Annotated in this window: 14 protein-coding genes and 1 rRNA gene; 8 read left to right on the forward strand and 7 right to left on the reverse strand. The window is 71.0% G+C overall.

The window, feature by feature from the left end:
* Positions 1-104, reverse strand: a 16S ribosomal RNA gene (locus D5S19_RS10645); the annotation flags it as partial.
* A 486-nt stretch (positions 105-590) separates the two neighbouring features.
* On the opposite strand from D5S19_RS10645, the gene D5S19_RS10650 reads away from it, so the two are divergent.
* Positions 591-1,343, forward strand: coding sequence for an SDR family oxidoreductase (locus D5S19_RS10650; protein WP_120023191.1), 753 nt, complete (start codon positions 591-593; stop codon positions 1,341-1,343).
* Here D5S19_RS10650 and D5S19_RS10655 read toward each other — a convergent pair.
* A complete protein-coding gene (locus D5S19_RS10655; protein WP_456061905.1) occupies positions 1,340-2,941 on the reverse strand; it encodes an IS1634 family transposase in 1,602 nt (533 codons plus the stop codon). The two genes, D5S19_RS10650 and D5S19_RS10655, sit on opposite strands and share 4 nt — an antisense overlap.
* A gap of 144 nt (positions 2,942-3,085) precedes the next feature.
* On the opposite strand from D5S19_RS10655, the gene D5S19_RS10660 reads away from it, so the two are divergent.
* A complete protein-coding gene (locus tag D5S19_RS10660) occupies positions 3,086-5,683 on the forward strand; it encodes a bifunctional FO biosynthesis protein CofGH (RefSeq protein WP_199730433.1) in 2,598 nt (865 codons plus the stop codon).
* A 123-nt stretch (positions 5,684-5,806) separates the two neighbouring features.
* On the opposite strand, the gene D5S19_RS10665 is transcribed toward D5S19_RS10660, so the two are convergent.
* Together D5S19_RS10665 and D5S19_RS10670 are read right to left on the reverse strand one after the other, a co-directional pair.
* Positions 5,807-6,544 (reverse strand): SDR family oxidoreductase, encoded by a 738-nt coding sequence (locus D5S19_RS10665; protein ID WP_120023193.1) that lies wholly within the window; start codon positions 6,542-6,544, stop codon positions 5,807-5,809.
* Between the two features lie 125 nt (positions 6,545-6,669).
* A complete protein-coding gene (locus D5S19_RS10670; RefSeq protein WP_120023194.1) occupies positions 6,670-6,972 on the reverse strand; it encodes a sigma-70 family RNA polymerase sigma factor in 303 nt (100 codons plus the stop codon).
* Between the two features lie 357 nt (positions 6,973-7,329).
* Here D5S19_RS10670 and D5S19_RS10675 point away from each other — a divergent pair, with 357 nt between their 5' ends.
* From D5S19_RS10675 to D5S19_RS10685, 4 genes are all read left to right on the forward strand, one after another.
* A complete protein-coding gene (locus tag D5S19_RS10675) occupies positions 7,330-8,868 on the forward strand; it encodes a PucR family transcriptional regulator (RefSeq protein ID WP_120023262.1) in 1,539 nt (512 codons plus the stop codon).
* 126 nt (positions 8,869-8,994) lie between these two features.
* Entirely contained in the window at positions 8,995-10,257 is a 1,263-nt protein-coding gene (locus D5S19_RS10680; RefSeq protein WP_120023195.1) for an NAD(P)/FAD-dependent oxidoreductase, read from the forward strand.
* On the forward strand, positions 10,254-10,424 hold the full coding sequence (locus D5S19_RS32430) for a hypothetical protein (protein WP_199730434.1): 171 nt from the start codon (positions 10,254-10,256) through the stop codon (positions 10,422-10,424). The genes D5S19_RS10680 and D5S19_RS32430 overlap by 4 nt, the downstream gene beginning before the upstream one ends.
* A gap of 83 nt (positions 10,425-10,507) precedes the next feature.
* Positions 10,508-10,951: a GreA/GreB family elongation factor gene (locus tag D5S19_RS10685; RefSeq protein ID WP_120023196.1), complete on the forward strand. Its 444-nt coding sequence runs from the start codon at positions 10,508-10,510 to the stop codon at positions 10,949-10,951.
* 207 nt (positions 10,952-11,158) lie between these two features.
* On the opposite strand, the gene lpdA is transcribed toward D5S19_RS10685, so the two are convergent.
* The 3 genes from lpdA to pip all read right to left on the reverse strand — a co-directional run bounded on the left by lpdA (position 11,159) and on the right by pip (position 14,533).
* The gene (lpdA, locus tag D5S19_RS10690; RefSeq protein WP_120023197.1) at positions 11,159-12,544 is read right to left on the reverse strand and encodes a dihydrolipoyl dehydrogenase; all 1,386 of its coding nucleotides are present in this window, start codon (positions 12,542-12,544) and stop codon (positions 11,159-11,161) included.
* A 92-nt stretch (positions 12,545-12,636) separates the two neighbouring features.
* Entirely contained in the window at positions 12,637-13,428 is a 792-nt protein-coding gene (locus D5S19_RS10695; protein WP_120023198.1) for a lysophospholipid acyltransferase family protein, read from the reverse strand.
* A gap of 142 nt (positions 13,429-13,570) precedes the next feature.
* Complete coding sequence (gene pip / locus D5S19_RS10700) at positions 13,571-14,533, reverse strand: prolyl aminopeptidase (protein WP_120023199.1); 963 nt, start codon at positions 14,531-14,533, stop codon at positions 13,571-13,573.
* A gap of 48 nt (positions 14,534-14,581) precedes the next feature.
* On the opposite strand from pip, the gene D5S19_RS10705 reads away from it, so the two are divergent.
* Together D5S19_RS10705 and D5S19_RS10710 are read left to right on the forward strand one after the other, a co-directional pair.
* Complete coding sequence (locus tag D5S19_RS10705; protein ID WP_120023200.1) at positions 14,582-15,265, forward strand: response regulator transcription factor; 684 nt, start codon at positions 14,582-14,584, stop codon at positions 15,263-15,265.
* Between the two features lie 3 nt (positions 15,266-15,268).
* A complete protein-coding gene (locus tag D5S19_RS10710) occupies positions 15,269-16,585 on the forward strand; it encodes a sensor histidine kinase (RefSeq protein ID WP_120023201.1) in 1,317 nt (438 codons plus the stop codon).
* Positions 16,586-16,721: the final 136 nt, after the last annotated feature.

Raw genomic sequence — 16,721 nt, forward strand, 5'->3', positions numbered from 1 at the left:
CCGTTCGCCACTCATCCACACCCGAAGATGCTTCAGCGTTCGACTTGCATGTGTTAAGCACGCCGCCAGCGTTCGTCCTGAGCCAGGATCAAACTCTCCAACAATGAATGAGTCAATCCAGACTACATAAAATAATCTCAAAGGAAACCCCGACGAGGGGTTTCAAAATACAAAGCTCTACTGGCTTAGTTCACTAGCACACTGTTGAGTTCTCAAGCAACACACCCACAGCACAACCCGAACCCCACAGGGCCCAGACCACACCGAAGCAGTCATTCCTAGCAGTTTTAAAGCAGCACACCCACTCAATCACCCTCAAGGTGAGAGCTTGGTTCGTGTCCCGCAGCCACCCGGTCTCCCTGGCGACCTGGAGAACATTACACGCCCCCCAACCCCCCGAAACACGGGGGTCCCCTAACCACATCACCGCAGGTCAACGGGAGAAAAGACGGGACAGGGCGGGCCGGCGTCCGGGGCACTGCCTAACCTGGGGCGCGGCGGCCGGGGCCGAAGTCGGGGCGCGGCCGGGGACTGGGCAGGTGGTCCGGCCGGGTGGCCGGGCCGGTGGAGGAAGAGCGGTGACTCATTCGATGAAGACCGTGTTCGTGACCGGGGCCAGTGCCGGATTCGGGGCGGCGATCGCGCGGCGATTCGTGGCCGAGGGAGACCGGGTCGTCGCGGCGGCGCGCAACTCCGAGCGGCTCGCGGAGCTGGCCCGGGAACTCGGGGACGCCCTGTTTCCCCTGACCCTCGACGTGCGGGACCGGGAGTCGGTCGCGCGGGCCGTGGACGTGTTGCCCACGGACTGGGCGGGCGTCGACGTGCTGGTCAACAACGCGGGGCTGGCCAAGGGGCTCGGGCCGGCGCAGGCGGCCCGGCTCGAGGACTGGGACCAGATGATCGAAACCAACGTGACCGGGCTCGTGCACCTCACCCGCGCACTGCTGCCGGGGATGGTCGAGCGCGGGCGGGGCCACGTGATCAACATCGGGTCGATCGCCGGGACCTACCCCTACCCCGGCGGCAACGTCTACGGGGCGACCAAGGCGTTCGTGCACCAGTTCAGCCTCAACCTGCGCAGCGACCTGCACGGCACCGGTGTCCGGGTGACCAACGTCGAGCCGGGCATGGTCGGCGGGACGGAGTTCTCCGCTGTCCGGTTCGACGGTGACCGGGACAAGGCGGACCGGGTCTACGCCGACACCACCCCGCTGACCGCGGACGACGTCGCGGAGTCGGTGTACTGGGCGGCGAACCAGCCGGCGCACGTGAACATCAACGTGATCGAGCTGATGCCGGTCGTGCAGAGCTTCTCCGCGCTGCAGATCCACCGCGAGGGCTAGCGGGGCGCGAACCGGGCCAGGCCGAACAGCCCGAACAGCGCCTGCTGCCGAGGGGTGCGGTCGGAGAGGATCCGGCGGGTGCGCGGGCGCCCGCCGGTCGAGCGGTGCCGCAGCACCGTTTCGCCGATGCCGCGCAGCTGGTCGAGCAGTTCGGCCACGGACAGGTTCATCCCGGCCCGGTCGGCCTCGCGCCGCATCAGGTGGGTGACCGTGGCGGCGAGCACCGACACCAGGGTGTGCACGGCGATCCGGTGCGGCGTCCACTGCCCGTGGCCGGCCGGGGCGACGCCGGTCAGCCAGCGGAAGGTCGATTCGAGGTGGGTGCGTGCACGGGCGGCGGTGACCACCTCGGCCACCGGCCAGTCCCGGTCGGTGACCAGGACCTGCTTGCCGAAGAACTCGTCCCCGAGCCGGGCGACGGCGGCCTCGTCGACCCGGTGGGACAGCCGGATCTCGCCGGGACGGGTGCCCTCCAGCGTGATGCCGAGCACCCGTTCCACCCGGCGGCCCCGGATGATCCGGGAGATCTCGGCGTGCACCTGCGTCCGGTCGCCGCGGTGGGTGCCCGCCGCCAGTGCCGCGGCGAGGCCGTCGAGGTCACGTACCGCGGTGCTCAGTTCGTCGGTGAACGCCCGGTGCTGCGCGGCGTGCAACGTCGCGGAGTGGGTGACGATGACGCGGCGGCGGACGCCGTCCACGGTCGCGCGGGTGTCCAGCGCGGTGAGGCCGGCGAACCGTTCCGGGTCCACCTGCCGGTATCCCGAATCGGTGCGGGCCCGTAGCTCCCGGTGGTCGGCCAGCGGGAGCGAGCCGACGAATCCGCTGCGTGCACCGAGGTCCAGCTGCCCGGCCTGCCCGGCGTGGAAGACGAGCGTGACCTCGGCATCCGGGTAGCGTCCGCCCAGCTCACCGGCGAGCGCGCCGAACGTGGGCGCCGAGTCGCGCCGGTATACGCGCGAAACGAGCGGAATGGCGCCGTCTCGGGTGACGACCAGGCCGAGCCCGGCGAGAACGTCCTTGCCGGGCGACGACGTGCAATCCGCAGCGGTGAAGGCGGCGAACTGCGCGACGTCGACGGCGAGCGCTTCGGTGCCGTCGTCGCCTAGCAAGTCCCGGACGGCCTCGGCGACGGCCGCTTCGACGCCGCTGATCCGCTCCTCGGTGAGCCGCCGCATCGCGCGATGATGGCTCGCCGCGGTGATCGCGTCCTTCCGAGGGCGCGGCCGGATCAGGTCCTGGGCGACGCAGCCGGACCACCACTGTTCGAACTCGGTGCCCGGGGCGGTCGCCCGGTGCAGCACGGCCAGCGCGAGGTGGAACCCCAGCGTCGGCTTCGCTCGCTGGGCACCGGCCGCCTCGTCGACGCGGCGGATCAGTTCGAGCCGCTGCAACGTGCCCCACACCGCGGCGACATCGCCGAACGTCCGGTGCCGCGCGCCGGCCGCTTCGGCCGAGCCCCCGGCCATCGCCGTCGCGATGTCCTCGGCCGTGCCGAGGTAGCGCTGGCCGACGACGCGTGGTTTCCCGTTCACCCGCGCGGACTCGGCCAGGTAGTAGTAGACCCGGCCGCCGATTCGTTTCCCGATCACCGACGCCACTCTTTAGGTAATACCGGTGCCTGCGGTCCGTGGCAACCGGCACAGTGCGCTGACCTGCGTCAATGATCACCGGACTCGGACGGGTGAGCGGTGGGCGCGCGACGCACTGGCCGCCGGACGCGGGCGAGTCCTAGCGTGGCGGGAATGGAACCCGCCCCGGACTCCACCGCCCCGACCGCCTCCGCGATGCGCCGTGCGCTCGCCCGTGCACGGGATGGGAAGACGCTCGACATCGCCGAAACGACGGTGCTGCTGCACGCTCGTGGCGAAGACCTCGTGACGCTGTCCGAGCACGCCTCCCGTGTCCGGGACGCCGGGCTTGAGGAAGCCGGCCGCGCGGGCGTGATCACCTACAGCCGCAAGGTGTTCATCCCGCTGACCCGGTTGTGCCGGGACCGCTGCGGCTACTGCACGTTCGTGACCGTGCCGGGGCGGCTCGAATCCCCGTTCCTCTCCCCCGACGAGGTCCTCGACATCGCGCGCAAGGGCGCCGAGATGGGCTGTAAGGAGGCCCTGTTCACGCTCGGCGACCGGCCGGAGGACCGGTGGACGGCCGCCCGCGAATGGCTCGACGCGCACGGCTACGACGACACGCTCTCCTACGTCCGCGCGATGGCGATCCGGGTGCTGGAGGAGACCGGTCTGCTGCCGCACCTGAACCCGGGAGTGTTGTCCTGGCAGGATTTCCAGCGGCTCAAGCCGGTCGCGCCGTCGATGGGCATGATGCTGGAGACCACCGCGCGGCGGCTGTGGAGCGAGAAGGGCGGCCCGCATTACGGTTCGCCGGACAAGGATCCCGAGGTCCGGCTGCGCGTGCTCGACGACGCGGGGCGCAGTTCGGTGCCGTTCACCACCGGGGTGCTGATCGGCATCGGCGAGACGCACGAGGAACGCGCGGAGGCGCTGTTCGCCCTCCGCAGGACCGCGCGTGAGTACGGCGGGATCCAGGAAGTCATCGTGCAGAACTTCCGGGCCAAACCGGACACGAAGATGCGGGCGACCCCGGATGCCGATCTGGCGGAGCTGGCCGCGAACATCGCGGTGGCACGGCTGGTCCTCGGGCCGCGGATGCGGATCCAGGCGCCGCCGAACCTGATCGGCGACCAGTACGACCTGATGATCCGCGCGGGAATCGACGACTGGGGCGGCGTTTCGCCGCTCACGCCGGACCACGTGAACCCGGAGCGGGCCTGGCCGCAGACCGACGAGCTGGCACGGCAGACCGAGAAGGCCGGGTACGCGCTGAAGGAACGGCTGACCATCTACCCGGAGTACATCCGGCGCGGCGAGCCGTGGCTGGATCCGCGGATCACTCGGCACGTCGCCGCGCTGGTCGACGGGGAGACCGGCCTGGCCCGCGAAGGCGCTGTCCCGGTCGGTATTCCGTGGCAGGAGCCGGACGGCGGCTGGCAGGAGTCCGGCCGTACCGATCTGCACACCGAGATCGACACCACCGGCCGGACCGGCGATCGGCGTGGTGACTTCGATTCGGTCTACGGCGACTGGAACGAGCTGGCGGACAAGATCAAGTCCGGTCCGCAGAGGTTCGACACCGACATCCGGGATGCCTTGCGCAGCGCGGAAAAGGATCCGGCTGGACTGTCCGACGATGCGGCTCTGGCGTTGCTGCACGCCGACGGCCCGGAGCTGGAAGCGTTGACCGGGCTGGCCGATGACCTGCGTCGCGAGGTCAACGGCGACGACGTGACGTTCGTGGTCACGCGGAACATCAACTTCACCAACGTCTGCTACACCGGTTGCCGGTTCTGCGCGTTCGCGCAGCGGCGCACCGACGCGGACGCGTTCACGCTGTCACTGGAGCAGGTGGGCGATCGGGTGGACGAGGCGTGGGCCGCCGGCGCGACCGAGATCTGCATGCAGGGCGGGATCCACCCGGATCTGCCCGGTACCGCGTACTTCGACCTGGCGGCCGAGGTCAAACGACGGCAGCCGGACATCCACCTGCACTCGTTCAGCCCGATGGAGGTGGTGAACGGCGCCTCACGGACGAATCTGTCCATTCGCGACTGGCTGGTGCGGGCGAAGGAGTCCGGTGTGGACTCACTGCCGGGCACCGCGGCGGAGATCCTCGACGACGACGTGCGCTGGGTACTCACCAAGGGCAAGCTGCCCACCTCGGCGTGGATCGAGGTGGTCACCACCGCGCACGAGATCGGGCTGCCGACCACGTCCACCATGATGTACGGCCATGTGGACAACCCGGCGCACTGGGTCGGGCACCTGAAGCTGCTCGCACGGCTGCAGCGGGAAGGCCTCCAGCGGCACGGGAAACGCGGCTTCAGCGAGTTCGTGCTGCTGCCGTTCATCCACCAGAACGCGCCGATCTATCTGGCCGGGCTGGCGCGGGCGGGCACCACGATGCGGGAGAACCGCGCGGTGCACGCACTGGCGCGGCTGCTGCTGCACGGCACGATCGACAACATCCAGAGTTCCTGGGTGAAGCTGGGCGAGGAAGGCAGCCGGGCGGTGCTGCGGGGCGGGGTCAACGACATCGGCGGCACGCTGATGGAGGAGACGATCAGCCGGATGGCGGGCGCGGCGAACGGTTCGTACAAGACGATCAGTGACATGCGGGCGATGGTCGAGCCGCTCGGCCGTCCGCTGCGGCAGCGCACGACGTCCTACGGCACGCCGTCGGACGAGCGGGTCGCGGCCGCGGCGGCTTCGGATGGGGTGGCGACCGCGGTGCGGAAGCCGTTGCTGCCGTTGCTCGCGCCCTGAAGCGGCGGGACGCTGCTCGATGGCGGTTCCGGCGCGGGGTTGGTTCGTCCAGCAGCGGAAACGTTCGCGGTCACGGTGCCTTCGCGACACCAGGCACCGTGAACTCCCGCGTCGCCCCTCGGGTCAGCCCCGGCCGATGAACGGCATCGTGGTCGCCGTGATGGTGAGGAACTGGACGTTGGCGTCCAGCGGGAGCCCGGCCATGTACAGCACGGCGTCCGCGGCGTGGCCGGGGTCGAAGGTCGGCTCCGCGATCACCCCGCCGTCCGGCTGGGGGACGCCCTCGGCCATCCGCTCGGTCATCTCGGTGGCCGCGTTGCCGATGTCGATCTGTCCACATGCGACATTCCAGGCGCGGCCGTCGAGCGAGATCGAGCGGGTGAGCCCGGTGACGGCGTGTTTGGTCGCGGTGTAGGCGACGCTGGCCGGGCGCGGGACGTGCGAGGAGACGGAGCCGTTGTTGATGATCCGCCCGCCACGCGGGTCTTGCTCGCGCATCAGGCGTACGGCCTGCTGCGCGCACAGGAACATGCCGGTGAGATTGGTGTCCACGGTGCGGCGCCAGTCCGCCACGGACAGGTCGGCGACCGTGCCTCCGAGTGAGACGCCGGCGTTGTTCACCAGCAGGTCCAGCCGTCCCCAGGCCGAGCGCACCGTGGTGAAGAGCGCTGCCACGGATTCCGGGTCGGCGACGTCGGTGGGCACCACCAGCGCGTGCGGCTCGTCGCCGGCGGTCTCGGCGAGCGCATCCGCGCGCCGCCCGGCCAGGGCGACCCGGTAGCCGGCGGCGAGCAGAGCGCGGGCGATACACCGTCCGAGCCCGGACCCCGCGCCGGTGACGACTGCGGTATCGGCTGTCACGACACCCTCCTCGCTCGCTGCCGGGTGACCCTACCCCGCGGCTCCCGGGCGAGGGGCTGTGAAGGGTCCCTTCACGGACTCTGAGTCCGTGAAGGGACCCTTCACAGCCTTCTGGGTTGAGCGCGCTACTGGGCCAGGTTCACGGTCACCGCGCGGCTGAGCATGGCGAGGAACCGCCGCTGCGGGCGCTCCGGGTGCTGCAGCTCGCGCCAGGTCGCGCAGAAGACCTCTATCGTCCGGCGCTCGGCTTCGGCGGGATCACCCACGCGGCGGCGGATCAGGCAGAAGACCACCCCGCAGTAGCGGTGCACCAGCTCACCGAACGCGTCCACGTCGCCGGTGCGGGCACAGTCCGCCAGCCGCCGGTCCTCGATCTCCGCCGAACACCGCGCCCGTGGGACGAGAACCGTTCTGCTTTCGAGGCGCACGTCGAATCACCGATCCTCGTGACATCGCTTCGGATTCATCCGGTGAACGCGAACCGAAACGCCATCCCCGCAGCGGCCGGGCGCCCCGGACGGGAACCGCTGCCACGGTTCCGGCCGTTCACGACGCAGCCTCCCTCGCTGCCCCAGCCTTCCGGCCGGAGCCGGATTCCGCAACGGGATCTCCTCGGCGGAGTGACGCTCACCCGGGGGAGCCGAGGCTCGGAATCGCCGATCGGCGGACGCCCGATCGATACGGGAATGATTCCGGATCGCGGAGGTCATTCCGACCGGAAACGACGGACCGCGCAGTACCGGTCCAGGAGCGACCCGGGCAACGCCTTCGGGTATGAACTGGGCATGGTCACGCTGGATCGGCTCGTCAACGTCCTCGGTGGGTACGGCGCGCGGTTGTGCTGCTGCCCGGTCTCGCGGGAAGTGGCGTTGCGCGACGTGGTGATGGACGACCCCGCCGACCCGCGGCGGTCGCGGGGCGATGTCTACCTCGCGGTGGGGGCCGGGTCGGTACTCGAAGCCGTCGGGCGGGCGGCTGCGGCGAGGGCGTCGGTCGTGCTGGTGCGGGGGTCGGCGCCGCCCGGCGCGGACGCGGTGGAGCAGGCGGAGGACGGCCGGGTCGCGGTGCTGCTGATGGATCCGGAAGTGTCGTGGGGGCAGCTCGCCGGGGTGGTCTACGGGCTGGTGCTCGAAGGGCGTGAGACGGAGTCCGGCCGTGGCCCCACCGACCTGTTCGCGCTGGCCGACAGCCTCGCCGACGCGCTGGGCAGTGCGGTCACCATCGAGGACCAGCTCTCCCGCGTGCTCGCGTACTCCAGTCGTCAGCAGGGCGCGGACCGGGTGCGGCTGGAGACGATCCTGGGCAGGCGGGTGCCGGAGCCGGCGCGGGAGTTGTTCGAGCGGCGCGGCGTGTTCGCGCACCTTGCCGAGTCCGACGAACCGCTGTTCGTCGAGGCCGCGCCCGAGCACGGGCTGACCGGGCGGATGGTCGTCGCGGTCCGGGCCGGGCACCAGACGCTCGGCTCGATCTGGGTGGAGTGCCCGGCCCCGCTGTCGGACGTGCGGAGCACGGTCCTGCACGACAGTTCCCGCACGGTCGGGCTGCACCTGCTGCGCTCGCGGGCGAGCGCCGATCTCGAACGGCAGATCGAGTCGGACCTGGTGATCCGGCTGCTGGAAGGCACGCCGGACGCGGCGGCGGTGCTGAGCAGGCTTGGCCTGCCACCTGGCCGATTCCGGGTACTGGCGCTCCAAGCGCACATCGCGCAGGAGCGCCACGCAGCGCTGCTGGTCGCCTTCGAACGTGCGACCACCGGGTTCGGCTGGTCGAGGCCGGGCCGGAGCACGCTGTTCAGCAACACCGTCTACACCATCCTGCCCGGCGAGGACGTGGCGATCGCCCGTGCGTGGCTCGACGGCATCCGGACCGCGCTGCCCGCGCAGGTCACCGTCGCGGCCGGGATCGGCGGGGCCGCCACGACCGCGGAACTGCCGGCCAGCCGCCGGGAATCCGACGAATGCCTGGCGCTGCACGACACCCGCCCGGAGCCGGGTGCCACCCTCGCCTACGACGAGTCCTGGGACGACATCCTGATCCTGCGGCTGCGTGCCGCCGCGGCAGCCGGCCGGGCCCCTGCCCGCGGGCCGATCGCCGACCTCGCCCGGCACGACGCCGCGAACGGCACCAGCTACGTCGCGACGCTGCGCGCGTGGCTGGAAACGCAGGGCGAGCTGACCGAGGCCGCGGAACGGCTGGGTGTGCATCCGAACACGATCCGTTACCGGTTGCGGAAGATGGCCGCGGTAACCCCTTTGCGGCTCGACCTGCCCGCCAAACGGCTGGCGATGATCATCGAACTGGCGGTCGCCGACCCGCAGGATTGACCGATCCGGACAAGACCAGGCCACCGGATTGGCCGGATCCGACAACGCAAGCCCGCCGGATCCGGGTCATCCTGACCGCATCGGCAGTACGCCGGTACGGCAACACAGCTTGGCGGAGGAAGACGGATGGGCGCTCACCACCGGATGAACGGCGGACCACGCTCGGTGATCGTGGTCGGTGCAGGCATCGTCGGCCTGTCGACCGCGTGGTTCCTGCAGGAACGCGGCGTGCGGGTGACCGTGGTCGACCGTGCGGGCATCGCGGCGGGCTCGTCGTGGGGCAACGCCGGCTGGCTCTCCCCCGGGCTCGCGATCCCGCTCAACGAGCCCCCCGTGCTCCGCTACGGGCTGCGCAGCCTGTTCGACCGGCAGGCGCCACTGCACGTCCCGACGAGCCCGGACCCGCGATTGTGGCAGTTCCTCGCGCGGTTCGCGGCCAACTGCACCTCGAGGTCGTGGAACCGGGCGGTGCGCGCCAACCTGCCGTTCAACGAAAAGTGCCTGGAAGCGTTCGACGTGCTGACCGAGCACGGGGTGGACGCGCCGACCATCGACGCGCCGATCACCGCCCTGTTCGAGAACGCCGCGCAGGCCGGGACGCTCGTCGCGGAGCTGGACCGGCTCGGCGACGCAGGGCAGAAGGTGTGCTGGACCCGGTTCGACGGCCCGGCGCTGCGCGAGCACTTCCCGCAGGTCACCGAGCGGATCCAGGCCGGTATCCGGATCGACGGCCAGCGGTACGTCGATCCCGGGCGGTTCGTCGAGTCCCTGGCCCGTGCGGTGGTCGGCCGCGGCGGGACGATCCGTCACCGCTTCGAGGTCACTGCGCTTCGCCAGCATGGGCACGCGTACACCGTGCAGTCCGCAAGCGGGCAGACTGTCAGCGCCAACGCCGTCGTGCTCGCGACAGGGGCGTGGCTGGGCGGGCTGGCCGGTAAGTGGGGCGTACGGGTGCCAGTGCGCGCCGGGCGTGGGTACTCCTTCACGGTCCCGACCGACGAGCCGGTGCCCGGCCCGATGTACCTGCCGGGCATCCGGGTGGCGTGTACGCCGTACCAGGGCAAGCTACGGGTGGCGGGGACGATGGAGTTCCGCAAGCCCGACGACCCTCTCTACCCGGCGCGAGTAGACGCGATCATCGCTTCGGCACGGCCACTGCTGAAGGGCCTGGACTGGTCGCAGTGCACCGACACCTGGGTCGGCTCTCGCCCGGTCAGCGCGGACGGGCGGCCGGTGATCGGCGCGACAGACGCGGACGGGCTGTACGTCGCAGGCGGGCACGGGATGTGGGGCCTGACGCACGGAGCGGTGACCGGGCAGCTGCTCGCCGAGCAGATCACCACCGGCAGGCAGCCCGCGGCCCTGCGCCCGTTCGACCCGCTGCGATGACGCGGCCCGCCGACCGGCCGGTGCTGACCGGCGACGAACAGGCCGAACTGATCTTCCTGCGCGCGGAGAACACCTTGCTGCGCATCGAAAGGGACATCCTGATGAAAGCCGCGAGCGGCTTCGCCGCCGAAGCCGGCGCGCTCGTGCACAAGCCCGAGCCTCGCTGAGGCTCTTCCGCAAGTCCGTGGGGGCTGGGCCATCCCGCCCCCACGGACGACCATGCGTCCATGTGTCCCTGAAAGGCATTGCCATGACGTTGACTCCTTCGCCGCACTGGCTGACGTCGGAAGCCCACGCCCGTCTCGTCGCGGAACTCGCCGACCTGCACCGCGAACGCACACCCGACGGCGAGCCGGATCGGCTGGTGCACGACCGGCACCGGCAGGGGCGGATCCGCGAGCTGGAAAGCTTGCTGCAGCACGCCGTCGTCGGCCAGGACCCACCCGACGACGGGATCGCCGAGCCCGGCATGGTCCTCACCCTCGGCTACGACGACGGCGCGACCGAGGTCGTGCTGCTCGGCGCCCGGGCGGTCGATGATCTCGAGGTCTGTTCGCCGGATTCGCCGCTGGGGCAAGCTTTGCACGGCGCGAAACCGGGGGAACAGCGGGAGTATCCGGTTCCCAGCGGGGCTGTGGTGCGGGTGACGCTGGTCGATGCCTGCCCGTATGGGCATTATCGGCGGGATGAGTGAGGGTGTCGATCCATAGTGGACTGACATTCGGTGCCGGTGGTCAGCTGAAGCGGACTTCTTTGCCGGCTCCGTCTGCCTAGCCGCACCTCGTCGCCGCACAGCGCGGCGCCCTCCCTCTGCGTCTCAGAAGATCAGCCGGACCAAACCGCGGGACGGCTCGAACCCGCCCTGACCCGCGAACCCCGCAGGCCAGGGCAGGCTCACCCATCAGAAGTTGATCATATGCCCGGCCAGCCCGTGCACGGCTTCCTTCACCGCTTCGCCCAGGGTCGGGTGCGCGTGCACGTTGCGGGCCACCTCGTGCACGGTCAAGTCCCATTGCCGGGCCAGGGTCAGTTCCGGGAGCAGCTCGGTCACGTCCGGGCCGATCAGGTGTGCGCCGAGCAGTTCGCCGTATTTCGCGTCGCTGAGGATCTTCACGAAGCCGGCGGCGTCGCCGAGGCCGTGGGCTTTTCCGTTGGCGGTGAAGGGGAACTTCGCCACCTGCACATCGTAGCCCTGGTCGCGGGCCTGCTGTTCGGTCCAGCCGAAGCTGGCGATCTGCGGCTGACAGTAGGTTGCCCGCGGGATCATCACGAAGTCCAGCTCCATGGTCTCCGCGCCGGCGATCGTCTCGGCGGCGACGATGCCCATCGACTCCGAGGCGTGGGCGAGCATCAGTTTCGCGGTCACGTCGCCGATCGCGAAGATGTGCGGGACGTTCGTGCGGCCCCGGCCGTCGACGGCGATCGCGCCGCGGTCGGTGAGGGCGACGCCGGTGTTCTCCAGGCCGTAGCCTGCGACGTTGGGCTGGAAACCGATGGCCTGCAGGACCCGGTCGGCCTCCAGCACCTGCCGGGTGCCGTCCTTCGAGACGGTGACGGCGACCTTGGACCCGGAATCGTCGATCGCCTCGACGCGGGTGCCGGTGAGCACCTTGATGCCGAGTTTGCGGTACCGCTTGGCCAGCTCCGCCGACACCTCGGCGTCCTCCAAGGGGACCATCCGGTCGAGAAATTCCACAATGGTCACGTCCACGCCGTAATTGCGCAGCACGTAAGCGAATTCGACACCGATCGCGCCGGCCCGGGCGATCACGATGCTGCCGGGCACCTCGCTCTCCATGATCTGCTGCTCGTAGGTGACCACGCGTGCGCTGCGCTGGGTCCCGGGCAGCAGCCGGGCGGTGGCACCGGTCGCGATCACGCAGTGGCCGAAGGTGATCCGCTCGCCGCCGACCTCGAGCGTGTGGTCGTCGACGAAGGTGCCGTGGCCCTGGTATTCGGTGATCTTGTTCTTCTTCATCAGGAAGTGCACGCCCTTGACGCGCCCGTCGGCGACCTTGCGGCTGCGCTCGTAGGCGGCCGCATAATCGAAGCGGATCTCGCCGTCCGAGGAAATGCCGTAGGTGGCGGCCTCATCCCGCACGATGTGCGCCAGCTCGGCGTTGCGCAGCAGCGCCTTCGAGGGAATACACCCGACGTTGAGGCATACCCCGCCCCAGTATTTCTCCTCCACCACGGCCGCGCTCAAGCCGAGCTGGGACGCCCGGATCGCCGCCACGTACCCACCGACCCCGGCACCGAGGACCACCACGTCATAGTGTGCGCTCATAGCCTCGAAGCTACCCGGCGAAGCCGATCAGCGCGGCGCCGCAGCCGAGAAGCGACAGTGGCGTTCGGCACCCGGACGGACCGGTCGCGCCATCAGGCTTCCCGGAGCACCGAAGGCGGCTGTTCACCGCGGATTTCGCCGAGCAGCGCGGTAACCGCGGCCATGATCCGGGCGGTCGCCTCGGCCAGCACGGCGCGGGTCGGCTCGCGGCCGGTCAGATCGGACAGGTCCACCGGCGGCCCGGCGAGCAGCTGCACGGTCCGCCGCGGCGTCATGCGCGGAAACCAAGCGCCTGCGGGAAGGAGGTCGTGCGTGCCCCAGTTCGCGACCGGGATCACCGGCGCCCCGGTGGCGAGCGCGATCCGGGCGGCGCCGGTCTTGCCCTTCATCGGCCAGCCTGCCGGGTCGGCGGAGAAGGTGGCCTCCGGGAAGATCGTCACGCATTCGCCCTCGCGGACCGCGGCCACGGCGTCGCGGTAGGCGTCGGCGGCGGTGGTCGCGCCGCGGTGCACCGGGATGTGCCGCCCCGAGCGCATCACCGAGCCGATCACCGGCGCCCGCCACAGGCTCGCCTTGGCCAGGTAGCGCGGGACCCGGCCGGCTCCGAGGCAGAACGCGGTGAGGGTGGCCGAATCGGCGAACGACAGGTGGTTCGAGACCACCACGGCGCCGCCGGAGGACGGCAGGTGCCGAGCGCCGCGCACGCAGAACCGGGTGCTCAGGGTGAGCAGCTGCCACACGAACTCGATCGCGAAGTGAAACCAGGCGCCGCGGCCGTGGCGGGCGAAACTCCGGCCATACGCCTGCATCCGGCCGAAGCCGAGCAACTCCCCTTCGAGCGGGGTCCAGCGGTCTCGGGTGCGCAGCAGTGCCATGACCGTCATTCGTAGCCGACCCGCCCGCGGTTCGGTGCCCCGCCACCCCTCCCGCAGCACGAATCACACCCGGGCGAAAGGCTGTGAAGGGTCCCTTCACGGACGCTGAGTCCGTGAAGGGACCCTTCACAGCCCTGGGACGGCGCGGCGATCAGACCCGGGCGAACCGGTCGGTGGTGCCGATCAGCTCGTGCAGGATGCCGGGCTCGTCGAAGGCGTGGCCGGCGTCGCCGATCAGGTGCAGTTCCGCGCCGGGCAGGACCTGGGCCAGCTCCCAAGCGGTGGTGGGCGGGGTGACCACGTCGTAGCGGCCCTGGACCAGCACGCACGGGATGCCCGCCAGCTTGCCCGCCTCACGCAGCAGCTGATCCTCGGCGAGCCAGCCACCGTGCCGGAAGTAGTGGTTCTCGATCCGGGCGATGGCCAGCGCGAACTCCGGTTCGGCGAACGCGTCGACCACGCCGGCGTGCGGGGTGAACTTCACCGTCTCGCCCTCCCACCGGCTCCACGCCTGCGCGGCGGGCCGGTGTACGTCGGGGTCCGGGTGGTGCAGCAGCTCGTGGTAGACCTCGATCAGATCCGCCCCACGGCTGGCATAGGGCACCGGGGCCAGGAACCGCGACCAGGCCTCCGGGAACAGGCAGGCCGCGCCGCCGCCGTAGAGCCACTGCACCTCCTTGCGCCGCAACGTCGCCACTCCGCGCAGCACCAGCTCGCTCACCCGGTCCGGATACATCTCGGCGTAGGCCAGCGCGAGCACGCAGCCCCAGGAGCCGCCGAGCATCTGCCACTTCTCGATCCCCCGCGCCTCGCGGAGCCGTTCCAGGTCGGCCACCAGGTGCCAGGTGGTGTTCACCGCCAGGTCTGCCTCCGGCGTGCTGCCGTGCGGGGTGCTGCGTCCGCAGCCTCGCTGGTCGAACAGCACGATCCGGTAGCGACGCGGATCGAACAGCCGCCGGTGCCGCGGGAGGGTCCCGCCGCCGGGGCCGCCGTGCAAGAACACCACCGGCTTGCCCTCGGGATTGCCGCATTCCTCCCAATACAGCGCGTTACCGTCACCGACCGGCAGCATCCCATGGTCATAGGGCTCGATTTCCGGATACAGAACGCGCATGTCCGCCACTATGCCCGAGGGGCGACTGCGGTTGGTTACGCTTCGGACGTGGCCAAGGTGCTGGTGGTGGAAGACGACGCGGCGATCGGCACCGTGCTCGAATCCGCGCTGCGCACGCACGGTCACGAGGTGCACTGGTGCCGGGACGGGCGCGGGGCGCTGCGGGCGGGACCGGTCGAGCTGGTCCTACTCGACCTGGGCCTGCCCGACCTCGACGGCATCGAGGTCTGCCGCAGGCTGCGCGCCGCGATGCCGTCGGCGGTGCTGGTCATCCTGACCGCGCGGGCGGACGAGATGGACGTGGTCGTCGGGCTCGAATCCGGCGCGGACGACTACCTGACGAAACCCATCCGGCTGACCGAGCTGCTCGCGCGGGTGCGCGCGCATCTGCGCCGCGGTGCCCCGGCACCGCCGTCCGCGCCGGTGCTCACCATCGGCGCGCTCGTGGTGGACGTCGCCGGGCGGCGGGTCGCCCTCGGCGGCCGGGAGGTGCCGTTGCGGGCGCGGGAGTTCGACCTGCTCGCGCGGCTCGCCGGGCAGCCGGGGGTGGCGGTCAGCCGGGACACGCTGATGGCCGAGGTGTGGGACGCGCACTGGCACGGTTCGACCAAGACGCTGGACGTGCACATCGCGGCGGTCCGCCGCAAGCTCGCCGCGGCGGCCGGTACGTCCGGCGACGTGCCGCGGATCGCGACGCTGCGCGGGCACGGGTACCGCCTAGAGGAGGCCTGATCCGTGCGCCGCCGGATCGTGACGATCACCGTGGTGGTCGCGGTGCTGGCGACGGCCCTGTTCGGACTGCCGCTCGCGGCCGGGCTGCTGTGGTACTACCGGACGCACACGACGTCCGAGCTGGAGCGTGCCGCCGACCGTACGGCGGTCGTGGTGGCCGATGCGCTCGCCAACGGCCGCGTTCCACGCCTGCCCGGCAACGATCTGCCGGAGGGCACGCGGGTCGGCGTGTACGACGCGGCCGGGAGGCTCGTCGCCGGGCAGGGTCCGGCGGAGGCCGACGAGGTGGTGCGCGAGGTCGTCAGCACGCGTCGCGACATGGTCGACGGCCAGATCGGCGCGGACGACGTGCTCGCCGTCCCGGTGGTCGCCGGTCCGCATCTCACCGGGGTGGTGCGGACCGCGCTCCCCCAGTCCGAACTGGTGCGCGAGGTCGGCCTGAGCTGGCTCGCGATGGCCGGCTGCGCGGCTGCCGCGGTGGTGGCGGGCCGGCTGGTCGCCCGGCGGCTCGCCGGACGGCTCACCCGCCCGCTGGAGGAGCTGGCCGCCGCGGCCGGCCGGCTCGGCGAGGGCGATTTCACTGCCAGGGCACCGAAATCCTCGATCGAGGAGATCGACAGGGTCGGTGCCGCGCTCGACGCCACAGCCGAGCGGATCGGCGAAACGCTGGCGCGCGAACGGGCGTTCTCCGCGGAGGCTTCGCACCAGCTGCGCACACCGCTGGCCGGGCTTCGGCTGCAGCTGGAAGCCGCGCTCGAAACGCCGGGCACGGATCCGTACGCCGCAATTCGTGCCGGCCTCGGGTCGGTCGACCGGCTGGAACGCACGGTCGAAGATCTGCTCGCGCTGTCCCGGGAACGCCGTGCCACGCGCGCGGTGCTGGATTTGCGCGCGTTGCTGGCCGAGCTGCAGTCCACCCCGCTGCCCGGCGGGCGGGCGCTGCGCGTGGAGCTGCGGGATCCGCCGCCGGTCCGGGCTTCCGCGGCGGCGGTCCGGCAGATTCTGGCGGTACTGCTGGACAACTCGATCACCCACGGCCGCGGCACCGTCACCGTACTCGCACGCGACGCCGGCGAGGTGCTCGCCGTGGACGTCTCCGACGAAGGCCCCGATCTGGGCGAGCAGGACCCGTTCGAGCAGCCGGAACCCGCGCCGGGGCACGGTATCGGCCTCCGCCTGGCCCGCGGCCTCGCCGAGGCGGAGGGCGGCCGCCTGCGGCTGACCCGCCCGGATCCGCCCACGTTCACCCTGCTGCTGCCCACCGGGGACGACGACCCCGGACCGGAGCCGGAATCCGACGGGAATACCACCCGGCGGTGAACTTCTTCACCGATCCGGTTTCGGTGCACAATGCAGCACCATGCTCGCCGGATTCGCGCGACACTCCCCGGATTTTTGTGGTCCGCTCGATTTTCGACTGCCGGGCCACGGCTTCGGCGCGGAACTCCGGAATCGC

It is taken from the genome of Amycolatopsis panacis (genome assembly GCF_003600245.1).
Lineage (GTDB): Bacteria > Actinomycetota > Actinomycetes > Mycobacteriales > Pseudonocardiaceae > Amycolatopsis > Amycolatopsis sulphurea.

Coding starts and splice junctions, on each gene's coding strand:
- D5S19_RS10650 (WP_120023191.1), top strand. CDS start 591: ATGAAGACCGTGTTCGTGACCGGGGCCAGTGCCGGATTCGGGGCGGCG.
- D5S19_RS10660 (WP_199730433.1), top strand. CDS start 3,086: ATGGAACCCGCCCCGGACTCCACCGCCCCGACCGCCTCCGCGATGCGC.
- D5S19_RS10675 (WP_120023262.1), top strand. CDS start 7,330: ATGGTCACGCTGGATCGGCTCGTCAACGTCCTCGGTGGGTACGGCGCG.
- D5S19_RS10680 (WP_120023195.1), top strand. CDS start 8,995: ATGGGCGCTCACCACCGGATGAACGGCGGACCACGCTCGGTGATCGTG.
- D5S19_RS32430 (WP_199730434.1), top strand. CDS start 10,254: ATGACGCGGCCCGCCGACCGGCCGGTGCTGACCGGCGACGAACAGGCC.
- D5S19_RS10685 (WP_120023196.1), top strand. CDS start 10,508: ATGACGTTGACTCCTTCGCCGCACTGGCTGACGTCGGAAGCCCACGCC.
- lpdA (WP_120023197.1), bottom strand. CDS start 12,544: ATGAGCGCACACTATGACGTGGTGGTCCTCGGTGCCGGGGTCGGTGGG.
- D5S19_RS10695 (WP_120023198.1), bottom strand. CDS start 13,428: ATGACGGTCATGGCACTGCTGCGCACCCGAGACCGCTGGACCCCGCTC.
- pip (WP_120023199.1), bottom strand. CDS start 14,533: ATGCGCGTTCTGTATCCGGAAATCGAGCCCTATGACCATGGGATGCTG.